15 protein-coding genes are annotated in these 13,312 nt (G+C 64.3%); all 15 read right to left on the bottom strand.

Annotation, left to right across the window (positions count from 1 at the left end):
- Positions 1-531, bottom strand: coding sequence for a DsbE family thiol:disulfide interchange protein (locus tag BN1136_RS10175; RefSeq protein WP_043761950.1), 531 nt, complete (start codon positions 529-531; stop codon positions 1-3).
- Complete coding sequence (locus BN1136_RS10170; protein WP_043808450.1) at positions 528-2,483, bottom strand: heme lyase CcmF/NrfE family subunit; 1,956 nt, start codon at positions 2,481-2,483, stop codon at positions 528-530. Before BN1136_RS10170 ends, BN1136_RS10175 begins: the two co-directional genes overlap by 4 nt.
- 70 nt (positions 2,484-2,553) lie before the next feature.
- Positions 2,554-3,045 carry a cytochrome c maturation protein CcmE gene (gene ccmE, locus BN1136_RS10165; protein WP_043808448.1) on the bottom strand — a complete coding sequence of 164 codons (492 nt, stop codon included), beginning with the start codon at positions 3,043-3,045 and terminating at the stop codon, positions 2,554-2,556.
- Positions 3,042-3,248: a heme exporter protein CcmD gene (gene ccmD / locus BN1136_RS10160; protein ID WP_043808445.1), complete on the bottom strand. Its 207-nt coding sequence runs from the start codon at positions 3,246-3,248 to the stop codon at positions 3,042-3,044. The genes ccmE and ccmD overlap by 4 nt, the downstream gene beginning before the upstream one ends.
- Before the next feature lie 2 nt (positions 3,249-3,250).
- Positions 3,251-3,991 carry a heme ABC transporter permease gene (locus BN1136_RS10155; protein ID WP_043808444.1) on the bottom strand — a complete coding sequence of 247 codons (741 nt, stop codon included), beginning with the start codon at positions 3,989-3,991 and terminating at the stop codon, positions 3,251-3,253.
- Positions 3,992-4,155: 164 nt separating this feature from the next.
- Positions 4,156-4,824, bottom strand: coding sequence for a heme exporter protein CcmB (ccmB, locus tag BN1136_RS10150; RefSeq protein WP_043761958.1), 669 nt, complete (start codon positions 4,822-4,824; stop codon positions 4,156-4,158).
- Between the two features lie 3 nt (positions 4,825-4,827).
- A complete protein-coding gene (gene ccmA / locus BN1136_RS10145) occupies positions 4,828-5,463 on the bottom strand; it encodes a cytochrome c biogenesis heme-transporting ATPase CcmA (protein WP_043761960.1) in 636 nt (211 codons plus the stop codon).
- A gap of 214 nt (positions 5,464-5,677) precedes the next feature.
- Complete coding sequence (locus BN1136_RS10140) at positions 5,678-6,064, bottom strand: DUF2802 domain-containing protein (protein WP_043761963.1); 387 nt, start codon at positions 6,062-6,064, stop codon at positions 5,678-5,680.
- Positions 6,065-6,136: 72 nt separating this feature from the next.
- Entirely contained in the window at positions 6,137-6,625 is a 489-nt protein-coding gene (locus tag BN1136_RS10135; protein ID WP_010673942.1) for a chemotaxis protein CheW, read from the bottom strand.
- Between the two features lie 69 nt (positions 6,626-6,694).
- Positions 6,695-7,570 carry a chemotaxis protein CheW gene (locus BN1136_RS10130; RefSeq protein WP_043761964.1) on the bottom strand — a complete coding sequence of 292 codons (876 nt, stop codon included), beginning with the start codon at positions 7,568-7,570 and terminating at the stop codon, positions 6,695-6,697.
- Positions 7,567-8,361: a ParA family protein gene (locus BN1136_RS10125; protein ID WP_043761965.1), complete on the bottom strand. Its 795-nt coding sequence runs from the start codon at positions 8,359-8,361 to the stop codon at positions 7,567-7,569. The genes BN1136_RS10130 and BN1136_RS10125 overlap by 4 nt, the downstream gene beginning before the upstream one ends.
- A 4-nt stretch (positions 8,362-8,365) precedes the next feature.
- Entirely contained in the window at positions 8,366-9,274 is a 909-nt protein-coding gene (locus tag BN1136_RS10120) for a flagellar motor protein MotB (protein ID WP_043761966.1), read from the bottom strand.
- A 2-nt stretch (positions 9,275-9,276) separates the two neighbouring features.
- A complete protein-coding gene (locus tag BN1136_RS10115) occupies positions 9,277-10,014 on the bottom strand; it encodes a flagellar motor protein (protein WP_043761967.1) in 738 nt (245 codons plus the stop codon).
- Positions 10,015-10,016: 2 nt separating this feature from the next.
- Complete coding sequence (locus BN1136_RS10110; RefSeq protein ID WP_043761968.1) at positions 10,017-11,129, bottom strand: protein-glutamate methylesterase/protein-glutamine glutaminase; 1,113 nt, start codon at positions 11,127-11,129, stop codon at positions 10,017-10,019.
- Positions 11,130-11,160: 31 nt separating this feature from the next.
- The gene (locus BN1136_RS10105; RefSeq protein ID WP_043761970.1) at positions 11,161-13,311 is read right to left on the bottom strand and encodes a chemotaxis protein CheA; all 2,151 of its coding nucleotides are present in this window, start codon (positions 13,309-13,311) and stop codon (positions 11,161-11,163) included.
- Between the last annotated feature and the right edge of the window lies 1 nt (position 13,312).

The following is a 13,312-nucleotide window of genomic DNA, read 5'->3' as shown; positions in this document are numbered from 1 at the left end:
TCACTTCATGGCATCGAAGATGGGTTTGAGGGTGCTGGCCCAGACTTCCGGGTTCACGTCCCCCACGTGGCGATAGCGGATGATGCCCTGGCTGTCGATGAAGAAGGTCTCGGGCGCGCCATAGACCCCCAGATCCAGCCCCAGCATGCCGTCGGGGTCATAGAGGTTGATCTGGTAGGGGTTGCCGAGCTCCGCCAGCCACTTGATGGCCTTGTCCCGCTCATCCTTGTAGTTCATGCCGACGATGTAGATCCCCTGCCCCGCCAGCTCCTTGAGGTAGGTGTGTTCCCCGTAGCAGGTCGGGCACCAGGTGGCCCAGACGTTGAGCAGCATGGGGCGCCCCTTGAGGATGCTCCTGTCGTGCTGCTTGTCGAGATCGTAGATATCCTGCAGGGTGAACACGGGCACCTCCTTGTCCACCATCACGGATTCGAGCTTGGTGGGATCGGAGTAGAGCCCCTTGAACAGGAACAGGGCCCCCAGCAGGAAGATGATGAAGGGCAGCAGATAGAGCCAGGTCTTCTTGTTCATGCCTTGGCCTCCTCGTCACGACGGCCGAACCGGTAGCGCTTGTCCAGCATGGCCAGCACACCGCCGATGGCCATGAAGACGCCGCCGAACCAGATCCAGCGCACGAAGGGTTTGTAGTAGATCCGCACCGCCCAGGCGCCGTTGTCGAGCTGCTCGCCGAGCGCGGCGTAGAGATCCCGGGTGAGACCGGCGTCGATGGCAGCCTCGGTCATCGGCATCCGGCTGACGGTATACATCCGCTTCTCGGGCTTGAGCAGGGCCACCTGCTTGCCATCCCGGTGCACTTCCAGCACGCCCTTGAAGCCCTCATAGTTGGGGCCGTCCTTCTCGGCAATGCCGGTGAACACGAACTCGTAGTCCGCAAACTGGACACGGTCGCCGGCCTGCATGCGCAAGTCCTTCTCGATACTGTAGTTCTGGGTGCAGGCGATGCCGATGATGCTGACCGCGAGCCCCACGTGGCCCAGGATCATGGCCCAGTGGCTGTTGCCAAGCTTGCGCACCCCGGTGGCGAAGCCGTGCTTGTGGGTGGCGCGCACCCAGGTCTCCTGCACGCTGGTGACGATGATCCAGGTCCCGAGGCCGATGCCGAGCGCGGCCCAGGGCTTGAAGTCTTCCGCGAAGGCGAGCGGCAGCAGGAAAGCGGCGGCCAGGCTCAGCACCAGGGCGAGGATCACCTTGCCCTTGAGCTCACCCAGCTCCTGCCGACGCCAGCGGAACAGGGGGCCCACCCCCAGCAACACGGCGAAGGGGATGATGAGCCAGCTGTAGATGTGGTTGAAGAAGGGGGTGCCGATGGAGATGCTGCCGAGCCCCAGCTCCTTGTGTACCAGGGGCAACAGGGTGCCGAGCAGCACGGTGAGCAGGCCCGCCACCAAGAGGATATTGTTGCCAAGCAGCAGGGTCTCCCGGCTCCACAGCTCGTGCTTGCCGTGGCTCTTGACCTGGGAGCCCTTGAAGGCAAACAGCAGGAGCGAGCTGCCGATCACCGCCAGCAGGAAGCCCAGGATGAAGAGACCCCGGGTCGGGTCGGAGGCAAACGCATGGACCGACACCAGCACGCCGGAGCGCACCAGGAAGGTGCCAAGCAGGCTCAGGGAGAACGCCGAGAGCGCCAGCAGCACGGTCCAGGCCTTGAAGGTGGCGCGCTTCTCGCTCACCGCGAGGGAATGGAGCAGGGCCGTGCCTGCCAGCCAGGGCATGAAGGAGGCGTTTTCCACCGGATCCCAGAACCACCAGCCGCCCCAGCCGAGCTCGTAATAGGCCCACCAGGAGCCAAGCACTATGCCCAGGGTCAGGAAGACCCAGGCCGCCATGGTCCAGGGACGGGACCAGCGCGCCCAGGTGGCGTCGAGCCGCCCCGTCATCAGGGAGGCAATGGCAAAGGCGAAGGCCACAGAGAAGCCCACATAGCCCATGTAGAGCATGGGCGGGTGGAAGATGAGGCCGGGATCCTGCAGCAGGGGGTTGAGATCACGCCCGTCCACCGGGAAGTACGGCAGAGTGCGGGTGAAGGGATCCGAGGTAAACAGCACGAAGGCGGTGAACCCCACGGAGATGAGGCCGAGCACCCCCAGCACCCGCGCCACCGCATCCAGCGGCAGGCGGCGGCTGAACAGGGCGACGGCCGCGGTCCAGCCCCCCAGGGTCAGTACCCAGAGTAGCAGGGACCCCTCGTGGGCCCCCCACACCGCAGAGATGCGGTACTGCAGCGGCAGCAGGCTGTTGGAGTTGGTGGCCACGTACTGCACGGTGAAGTCGTTGTCGATAAAGGCCCAGGTGAGGCAGAAGAACGACAGCAGCAGCAGCAGGAACTGGCTATAGGCGAGCGGCCGGGCCGCCGACATCATGCCGAGGCGGCCGAGATGGGCTCCAATCAGCGGGTAACTCCCCAGCAGCAGGGCGGTGGCGAAGGCCAGGATCAGTGAAAACTGCCCTAATTCCGGGATCATTGGCTATTTCCTTTCGATGACACGCAGACGCCGGCCGGGCCAGCGGTGAAACGGGGGAGATGGACGGGACTCATTGCTTGGCCCCCTTCAGCTGCACCTCTGTGTACTCGGGCTTGAAGTGCATGCCGTTGGTGGCATCCGCCACTTCCGGCGGCATGTAGTTCTCGTCGTGTTTGGCCAGCACTTCGAACGCGCTGACGGTGCTGGCATCCTTGAGGCTGCCCTGGGCAACGATGCCCTGCCCCTCGCGGAACAGATCCGGCAGGATGCCGTCAAATTCCACCGTGACCATGTGGCCGCCGTTGTCCACCAGCTTGAAGGAGACCTTGAGGCTCTGGGGATCCCGCACCACAGACCCCGGCACCACCAGGCCGCCGATGCGCAGGCGCTGCCCCTCTTCCGGCTTGATCTTGTCCGGCCCCTTGCCCTCCACCAGCTCGCTCGGCGTGTAGAAGAGGTCGATATTCTGGCTGAGGGCGTAGAGCACCAGGCCGATCACGCTGGCGAGGCCCAGGCTGATGGCCAGTATGATGGTGAGGCGTTTCTTGCGGCGCGGGTTCATAGGGTGTTCTCCATCTGCTGGGCCGCCTTGCGGCGGGCCTCCCGCGCCTGCTTGTTGCGCAGTTCGCCCATCAGGCTGCGGGTCTTCAACCGGGTAGAAATGACGATGCCGACCAGGCAGAGCACGGTCAGACCGAAGGAGAGCCAGACGTAGAAGGCGTAGCCCCCCATGGCCATGAAATCACTGAACGAGGCAAAGTGCATGCTTACTTCTCCTGCCTGGCGATGTCGGCGACCCAGGGGCGGTGCCACTCCCGCATCAGGAGCTCATTGCGAAAACGCATCAGGGTCAGGGCTCCCAGGAAGGCGGCAAACGCCAGGATCATGATCAGCAGCGGCCACAACATCTCGGGGGAGATGGAAGGCTTGTCAAACTTGGTGATGGTGGCGCCCTGGTGCAGGGTGTTCCACCACTCCACCGAGTAGTGGATGATGGGCAGGTTGATCACCCCCACCAGCGCCAGGATGCCGGCGGCGCGGCCCGCCACCACCTTGTCGCTGAAGGCGTTGTAGAGGGCGATGACACCGAGATAGAGGAACAGCAGGATGAGCTCCGAGGTGAGACGCGCGTCCCACACCCACCAGGTGCCCCACATGGGCTTGCCCCAGGCGGCGCCGGTAAAGAGCGCGATGAAGGTGAACACGGCGCCCACCGGGGCGATGGCCGCCACCGTCATGTCCGCCATGCGCAGCTGCCACACCAGGCCGATGAAGGCCGCCACCGCCATGGTGGAGTAGGCCCCCATGGAGAGGATGGCGGAGGGCACGTGGATGTAGATGATCCTGAAAGAGTCTCCCTGCTGGTAGTCAGCGGGGGCAAAAGCCAGCCCCCAGACGGTGCCTATGATGAAGGCGAGCAGACTTGTCGCGGCAAACCAGGGCAGCAGGGTACCAGCCAGCGCATAGGCGCGCTCGGGTTTGGCATAAGGGTGCAACCATTTCCACATAGCTCACAGAACCTTTCAGTTATTAATTCTTAAGCGGCGGTGCCTACCATACCCATGGGGGAAAAACATCATATCCCCCGAAAGCAATAAGCAGCCATCCCCTTGATCTATCTCAACAATATCACCCAATAAACGGCCTCAAAAAAGACCTTTCAACAAATTAATCAGTTGACGCTGACCCGCAGCGCCGCCGATATGGCCAGGGGGGTCAGGGTCAGGGCCCCCGCCAGCATGGCTCCCAGGATTGCGATCTGCCCGGCGTAGGGCAACCCCATGCTCGCCGCCTCGATGGCGGAGGTGGCGAAAATCAGCACCGGGATATAGAGCGGCAGCAACAGCAGGCTGAGCAGCACCCCGCCCTTGCGCAGCCCCGCCGTCAGCGCCACCCCGACCGCCCCGAGCAGGCTCAGCACCGGGGTTCCCAGCGCCAGAGTGGCCACCACGGCCAGATAGGTCTTCAGGTCCAGAGAGAGCAGGATGGCGAGCAAGGGGGATATCAGCAGCAGCGGCAGCCCCGTCAGCAACCAGTGAGCGATCACTTTGGCCAGGGCCAGCAGCCCGAGCGGATGGGGCATCAACATCATCTGCTCCAGGGCGCCGTCGCTGAAGTCATCGCGAAACAGCCGCTCCAGGGAGAGCATGGCCGCCAGCAGGGCGGCCACCCAGATGATGCCGGGGGCGATACGGGCCAGCAGCTGGGGCTCGGGCCCGACGCCGAGGGGAAAGAGGGTGATGACGATCAGGAAGAACCAGAGCGGATTGAAGATCTCGGCCCGCTGGCGCAGGGCCATCAGCAATTCACGGTGAATAAGGTGTATGACGGCACGCAGCATGGGCTACTCCTGCAACGGCGAGGACAGGGAGAGGGTCTTGAGGCGCCCCTGCATCAGGGTGAGATCCTGGTGGGTGGTGAGAAGCACCATGCCCCCCCGATCCGCGTGGGTCAGGAACAGCCGCTCCAGCACCCGGACCCCCTGCTTGTCGATGGCAGTGAAGGGCTCGTCCAGGATCCAGAGCGCCGGCTGGTCGCTCAGCCAGAGCCTGGCCAGCGCCACCCGCCGCTGTTGCCCAGCGGAGAGCTGGCCCGCGGGATAATCCTCGAAACCGGCGAGGCCGACCTGGGCCAGCACCTGCCAGAGATCCACGTCGCCCCCGGCCGTGCCGTGCAGCTTCTGGTAGAAGGAGAGGTTCTCGAGGGGAGTCAGGGTCGCCTTGACGCCGGGCTGATGGCCCAGATAGAGCAGGCTGGCATGGTACTCGTCCCGGCAGCGGCGGATATCCTCGCCGTTCCAGCACACCTCCCCGGCGAAGGGCTGGGAGAGGCCGGTCAGCAGGCGCAACAGGCTGGTCTTGCCCACCCCGTTGGGCCCCTCAATCTGCATCAGATCCCCGGAGCGCACCGCGAAGGAGAGATGTTCAAACAGGGTGCGATCTTCACGTACGCAGCTCAGATTGTTCGCTTGAAGCAGCATGAGGATTGAATCGTTGAAAATGAGGCGGCCTGCATCTTAACACAGGATCCGGAGGCGTCTTTTCAAAGATGCCGATAATCAACAAGATTTGTGGGGAAGATCGCGCCCGTGTCAGGCGCGCTATGCAGGGGGAAAGGGCGACAACCCCTCCCGGCTCGAGTCATCAACTCGGGGGATGCGGGAGCGCCTTTGCCCCCGCGCCACGGCACCGGGATCAGCTTCGCCCCTTGCGCAGGGAGATGAGCAGCTCCGCCTCGGCCTGGGGCAGCTCGCACTCGCTCATCACCTCGTCGAGATCGGCGCCGAGCTCCACCATCTTGGCGGCGCGGCTGTAGAGGCGGCGCTCCGGATCCTGCAGGGTGAGCTCCTGCTGGCTGTCCTGGATCTTCTGCATGGCGCCCTCTGCGCTCTGCAGACGCTGGCCCATGCCGATGGCGCCGGTGTGCAGCTCCATCATCTGCTTGCGCAGGCTCTCCAGCTGCCCCTGCAGCGCCTCCATCCTGGCCTCGGACTCTCGCTGGCGACGACGGTGCCCCAGGACCCCGTAGAGGGCCAGCACCAGTGCGAGCAAGGACAACCCCAAGGCTGCGAATTCAATCATCAAACCATCACCTTCCTATCAAAAGGGTGCCGGGCATGGGCCATGCGCCCCGCCCGGCGCCTTCTCGTTCCGTTACAGGGAACCGATGTCTTCCCACTCTTCGTCGGAGAGCAGCTTGTTGAGATCCACCAGGATCAGCAGCTGGCCGTCGCGGTTGCTGACGCCCTGGATGAACTTGGCGCTCTCCTCGGTACCCACCGCCGGGGCGGCATCGATCTCGGAGGAGCGCAGATAGACCACCTCGGCCACGCTGTCCACCATGATGCCGATCACCTGCTTCTCCGCCTCGATGATCACGATGCGGGAGTTCTCGCTCACGTCCCCGGCCGGCAGGCCGAAGCGGGAACGGGTGTCGATGACGGTCACCACGTTGCCGCGCAGGTTGATGATGCCCAGCACATAGTCCGGCGCTCCCGGGACCGGGGCGATCTCGGTGTAGCGCAACACCTCCTGGACCTGCATCACGTTGATGCCATAGGTCTCGTTTTCCAACTGGAAGGTCACCCACTGCAGCACTTCGTCTTCGGCCAGATTTTGTGCGATGTTGCGCTTCTCTGTCATCTTCTTGATCCTTGTATGAACCCGTCAACGGGTAAAATTAGCAATAAAACCATGGCTGTGCCGATCTTGTCAGCGGCCTTCAATGTTCACGCCGCGGCCAAGCAGCACCAGCAGCTCCCTGACGTGCAGCAGGGCACACATCTTCTCCTTGACCATGCCCGCCAGCCAGGGGCGCTTGCCCTCCTGATGGCGCCACTTCACCTGATCCCGATGCAGCAGTTCGGTGCCCTTCAACTGATGACAGGCCAGTCCCCAGGGTGATTCCCCCAGCATAATCAGATATTTGTAATCTTCCATCTCCAGATGCTGCCCCGGCATGACCCACTGGGCCGTGTCCACCACGTTCATCTTCTGCTCGCGGGAGGTCATGATCCCCTTGTACCAGCCCGGCTGGCCGAACAGGGAGGTCACCTCCCCCAGCTGGTGAATGCCGCCGAGCTCGGTCAGGGGCACCGCGAAGGTCACGCCGGCCACGTCGAAGAAGAGCGCCTGAAACTCGTTGCCGGTGTCCAGGTTCTCCCAGGTCGAGGGGGCGGGAGCGGGCTGGGCCGCAGGCTCGGGCGCCGTCAGTGTCAGGGCGACGGGTTCGGCCTCCTCCACCACGACCTCGGGCTGTGCCAGGACCACCTCGGGCTCGACCGCCTCCGGTTCCGGCTCAACAACCTCGGCCTCCAGCTGGAATGGCTCGACATGGGTCTCTTCGTGGCTCAGGGCATCCATCTCGAACTGCACCTGCCCCACCTGGGCCAGCAGCTCGCTCAGCTGGGCCAGCCGGTTGTCCGCCTCCAGATAGGGGACAGCAGCCACCTCCGGTGAGGCGGCAGGCTGACGCTGCAGCGCCGGGGCCGGAACCTCGTCGTCCTGATCCTCCCGCAGCAGGGCATCGTCCAGCAGCAGGGAGTGGAAATAGTCGTCCATGGCCCGAACCTGGGTGTTTTCTCTCATGACGTCACCTCCTGGGTTCGTTGACGCTCCAGGGCGTCGAGATGGTTGAGCAGGGTCTCATAGGCATAGGTGCCGCGGCTGCCCGGCGCATAGATGGACGGGGGGATGTGCAACAGGCTGGCATCCCGGAACTTGGTGTCGATGGGAATGACCGCATTCCACACCGCCTCGCCATACTGCTCCTTGATGGACTGCAGCGTCATCAGGGAGGCGCGGGTACGCTTGTCAAACATGGTCGGAATGACGGTGTAGCGGAACTTGTCCCGCTTGGATCGCTGCATGATCTCGAAGGTCTTCATCATCCTCTCCAGCCCTTTCAGGGCGAGGAATTCGGTCTGCACCGGCACCAGGATGCGATCGCAGGCCGCCAGCGCGTTCACCATCATCACCCCCAGCACCGGCGGGCAGTCGATGAGCACATAGTCGAACTGATCCTGCACCCGCAACAGGGCGCGCTTGAGCACCAGCCCCATCCCCTCCCGGTTGCCCATCACCCGATCCAGGGTGGCCAGGGTGATGGAGGCGGGCAGCAGGCTGATGTTCTCGAACCGGGTCTTGAGGGTCATCCGGTTGACCAGCTCGGCGCTGGGCTTGGCCGCCTGGAACAGCTCGTACAGGGTGCCCTCCAGCCTGTCCGAGTCGAAGTCGAGATAGGAGGTCAGGGAGGCGTGGGGGTCGGTGTCGATCAGCAGCACCCGCTGGCCACGCTGGGCCAGAATGCCCGCCAGGGAGACGACCGTGGTGGTCTTACCGACTCCACCCTTCTGATTGGCAACCGTCCAAACAATCACTGTATCAATCCTGCCTTGTTGTTATGCGTATCCCGCCACCGGGCAAGGAGATCACCCTGATGTTGTCACTGTCGACGCTCTGTGGCGTGGTCTGTGCCGGCACCACCGTCAGCGGTTTGACGGGGGGCGGCGGCACCCAGGCGAACCTGGAGATGGCGACCACCACCTTGCGATTCTGTAACCGCCCCTGCTCGGTGCCATTGTCGGCGAAGGGGGAGAACTCCCCGTACGCCTCATAAGCGAGCCGCCCGGGGGCGATGCCCTTGCCTACCAGAGCGCTCAGCACCGCCTCGGCGCGGGCGGCGGACAGCGTCCAGTTGGAGCTGAAAATTTCGTTGTTTATCGGCTGGTTATCCGTGTAACCCCGCACCCTGACATAGTTATCGACCGGTTTCAGAATACCTGAAAGCGTATCGAGCACAGGGCCGGCATTGATCCCCAGAAAGGCGCTGCCGCTGCTGAACAAGAGGCCTGAACTCAGCTCCACCGTCAGCCAGTTGTCGTCCTGCGCCAGCTTGACCACGCCGGCATCGACCAGGGTGCCCATGGCCTGCTGGAGCTGCACGTCTATCGTGGCAAGGGCCGTGCCATCTTGCTGAACTGGCGTACCCGTGATGGGGGCCTGCGAGGGGGACGGCGCGGCGTCGCTCTCCAGCAGGGAGGGGGCGGCCGACACGGGGTTGTTCAGCAGGGAGCTGCCCTGCCCTTCCAGCAGCCCGTCGCTGCGCGGTGCCTGGCTGAATGCCTGGGTCATGCCCTCGATGACGGCGCGATACTCCTCCTTGTTGACGATGGCCACGGAGTAGAGCACCACGAAGAGGGCGAAGATGAGCGTCATGTAGTCGGCGTAGGAGACCAGCCAGCGATCGAGATGCTCTCGCCCTTGCAGGTGCAAACGATAGCGCTTGCGCATGGCTATTCCCCTTTCAGATAGGCCCGCAGCCGTCGTTCAACCTGCTGACCGTTCTCCCCGTGGGCGATGGCCAGCAGCCCCTCCAGGGTCATCTCCTGATAGAGACCGTAATGGTAGTGGAAGGCCCGCAGGCGGTTCGCGATGGGCAGATAGAGCAGGTTGGCAAACCCGACCCCGTAGATGGTGGCGACGAAGGCCACGGCGATGCCGGCCCCCAGGACGCCCGGCTCCTCCAGATGGAACATGGCCTGGATGAGCCCGATCACCGCCCCTATGATGCCGATGGTCGGACTGTACCCCCCCATGGCCTCGAACACCCTGGCAGAGTGCTCGTTGCGCTCCTGCTCGATGTCGATGTCCGCCTCCAGCAGGCGACGAATATCCTCGATAGAGACCCCGTCCACTATCATGGTGAGTCCCTGGCGGGTGAAGGGGTCGGGCTCGGCGTCCGCCTGATCCTCCAGCGCGAGCAGCCCCTGCTGGCGGGCAAACTGGGCCCAGGCCTGCAGACGTTCTGCCTGCTGCGCCAGATCCCGCTGCGGCGGGAACAGCATCCAGGCCGCCTGCCTGAGGGCGGAGAGCATGTATTTGCGGGGAGTCTGCAGGATCACCGCCCCCCAGGTTCCCCCGACCACGATGACAAACGCCGGACCGTCCAGCAGGGTCAGCAGGCTGCCACCGTGCCACCACTGGGCGACGGCGACGGCCGCCAGGGCCAGCACCAGGCCGAGGATGCCCATGATCAGCGACCCAGCTCGACCAGGATGCGCTGGGCCACCCGATCCAGCGGCAGGGATTCGCTTGCTATGCCCGCCTTGGCCACTGCCTGGGGCATGCCGTAGACGACGCAGGAGGCTTCATCCTGCGCCCAGATGGTGGCGCCCTGCTCCTTGAGCAGGCGAGCGCCGTCCCGGCCATCGGCCCCCATGCCGGTCAGCACGATGGCCAGCACCTTGTCGCCATAGGTCTTGGCGGCGGAGGCGAAGGTGATGTCGACGCAAGGCTTGTAGTTGACCTTGTCGTTGCCCTCGATGATGCGCAGGCGTGCACCGGGCCCGCGCCCTTCCAGCAGCATCTGCTTGCCGCCGGGGGCAAGGTAGGCATGACCCGGCCGCAGCACGTCACCGTCCTCTGCCTCCTTGACCCCGATCTGGCACAGGCCGTTGAGGCGGGCGGCGAAGGCGGCGGTAAAGGTGCCGGGCATGTGCTGGATCAGCAGAATGGGATGGGGGAAATCCCCGGGCAGCTTGGTCAGCACGTTCTGCAGCGCCACCGGTCCGCCAGTGGAGGTGCCGATCGCCACCAGCTGGTAGCTCTTGCCGCTGCGCTTGAAGCTGGCGGGTGCCACCGGCGTGCGCACCGCCTCGGGCTGGCGCTCGGTAGCGCGGCTCAGGGCCGTCTCGACGGCAGGGCGCGCCAGGGGCTCCGGCGCGCGGGGTCTGGCCGCCATCAGGAAACGCTTGCGGGCGATCTCCTTGACCCGCTGCTGCAGCAGGCGGACTGCCTCGTCCTTGTCGCGGGCGATGTCTTCGAACTTCTTGGGCAGAAAATCGAGGGCACCGGCATCCAGCGCATCCAGGGTCGCCTTGGCCCCTTCGTGAGTCAGGGAGGAGAACATCAGGATGGGGGTCGGACACTTGGCCATGATCTCGCGCACGGCGCTGATGCCGTCGAGCACCGGCATCTCGATGTCCATGGTGATGACGTCTGGCCGCAGCTGCTGCGCCTTGTCTACCGCCTCCCGCCCGTTCTGGGCCGTGTCGATCACCGTCATCAGGGGATCCTGATTGATGATCTCGCTGACCCGACGGCGGAAGAAACTCGAATCGTCGACCACTAATACCTTGACTGCCATTGTTATTCTTTTAACTCCTTGAGCCAGACGCTCAGTGGCGGCGGGCATAGGCCTTGAGCAGGCTGGGTACATCCAGAATGAGGGCGATGCCGCCGTCGCTGGTGATGGTAGCGCCGGCCATGCCCGGGGTTCCCTGCAGCAGGTTGTCGAGGGGCTTGATCACCACCTCTTCCTGGCCGATGAGGTTGTCCACGACGAAGCCCACCTGCTGGGTGCCGATCTGGACGATGACCACGTGGCCCTGATCCTGACGGGCCGTTCTGCCGGCACCGCGTACCAGCCACTTGTGCAGGTAGAAGAGCGGGATCGCCTTGTCACGGACGATGATGGTGAGCTGGCCATCCACCATGTTGGCCTTTTTCAGGTCCAGGTGGAAAATCTCGTTCACGCAGCCGAGCGGCAGGGCGAAGGTCTGCTGACCCACCTCCACCATCAGGGTCGGCAGTATGGCCAGGGTCAGGGGCACCTTGATCTCGAGGCGGGTGCCCTTGCCCCAGGTCGAATCGATGTGCACCGAGCCATTGAGACTGACGATGCTGGTCTTCACCACGTCCATGCCGACACCGCGGCCGGAGATGTCGGAGATCTCGGACTTGGTCGAGAAGCCGGGGGCGAAGATCAGGTTATAGGCGTCGTTGTCGCTCATCCGTGCCGCACTGTCGGCATCCAGCACGCCGCGGCTGATGGCGATGGACTTGAGCTTCTCCGGATCCATGCCGGCGCCGTCATCCTCGATGCAGAGCAGGATGTGATCCCCCTGCTGGGAGGCGCTCAGGGTGATGGTGCCCTGACGGGGCTTGCCCGCCTTCTCCCGCACGTCCGGCATCTCGACGCCGTGGTCGCAGGAGTTGCGCACCAGGTGCACCAGGGGATCGGCCAGGGCCTCGACCAGGTTCTTGTCGAGATCCGTCTCCTCCCCCACCATCACCAGCTCGATCTCTTTCTTGAGGGTGCGGGCCAGATCGCGCACGACGCGCGGGAAGCGGCCGAACACCTTCTTGATGGGCTGCATACGGGTCTTCATGACCGCACCTTGCAGGTCGGCGGTCACCACGTCCAGGTTGGCCACCGCCTTGGACATCTCTTCGTCGTTGCTGGCGATGCCGAGGCTCACCAGGCGGTTTCGGACCAGCACCAGCTCGCCCACCATGTTCATGATGACGTCCAGGGTCTTGGTATCCACCCGCACCGTGGTGTCGCTCTGCACCGCGTTGCTCTCGGCGGGGGCGGCCTGCTTGGCAGGGGCTGCCTTGGCCGGTGTTGCGGCAGGCTCGGGGGCGGGTTTGGCGGCCACCGGCGCCTTGGGAGGCACGGGAGCGGCGGCCGCAGGCGCCCTGGACTCGGCGACCGGGGCCTTGGGCTCGGCAGCGGGGGCGGCCATGGTGTGCTGGGGGCCCTGGCCACGACCGTGCAACTCGTCCAGCAGACGCTCGAACTCGTCGTCGTCGATGAGCTCGTCCACCTCTTTCTGGACCGACTGCAGCGGCGCGAGATCCGGCTTGCCGCCGTGCTGACCCTGGCCGTGAAGCTGGTCGAGCAGGGCTTCGAATTCGTCGTCGGTGATGTCGCCCGAGTCACTCAACACGGGTGCAGCCGAGATGGTCGGCGCCTTGCCGACACCGTGCAGCTCATCGAGCAAGCGCTCGAACTCGTCGGCAGAGATCTCGTCGATGGAGCCACCGCCATTGACGGCAGCAGGCGCCACCTCGGCGATGACCTCGGGTTCGGGGATGGGTTCGGGCTCAGGCTCGGGCTGGGCGGCTACGCTGGCGGTGCGCAGCTGCTCCTGCCCTTCCGGCTTGCACAGCTCGTGCAGATCGTGGAGCAAGTCGGGAGAGGCGGGGCTGATCTCTTCGCGGTTCTGAACCTGGGCGAACATGACGTTGATGGCATCCAGCGCCTGCAGGATGACGTCCATCAGTTCGGCGCTGAGGGTTCGCTTGCCGTTGCGCAGCATGTCGAACAGGTTCTCGGCACCGTGACAGACGTCCACCAGCTCGGTCAGGGAGAGGAACCCCGCTCCCCCCTTGACGGTATGGAAGCCGCGGAAGATGGCATTCAACAGATTCTTGTCATCGGGTCGCTTTTCCAGGTCGACCAGTTGTTCAGACAACTGTTCCAATATTTCTGATGCTTCGACCAAAAAGTCTTGCAGTATGTCTTCATCAACTTCGAAGGCCATG

It is taken from the genome of Aeromonas taiwanensis (assembly GCF_000820165.1).
Classification (GTDB): Bacteria; Pseudomonadota; Gammaproteobacteria; order Enterobacterales; family Aeromonadaceae; genus Aeromonas; species Aeromonas taiwanensis.
Note: the sequence above shows the minus strand (reverse complement) of the source record. Positions and strands in the feature narration are given on the sequence as shown.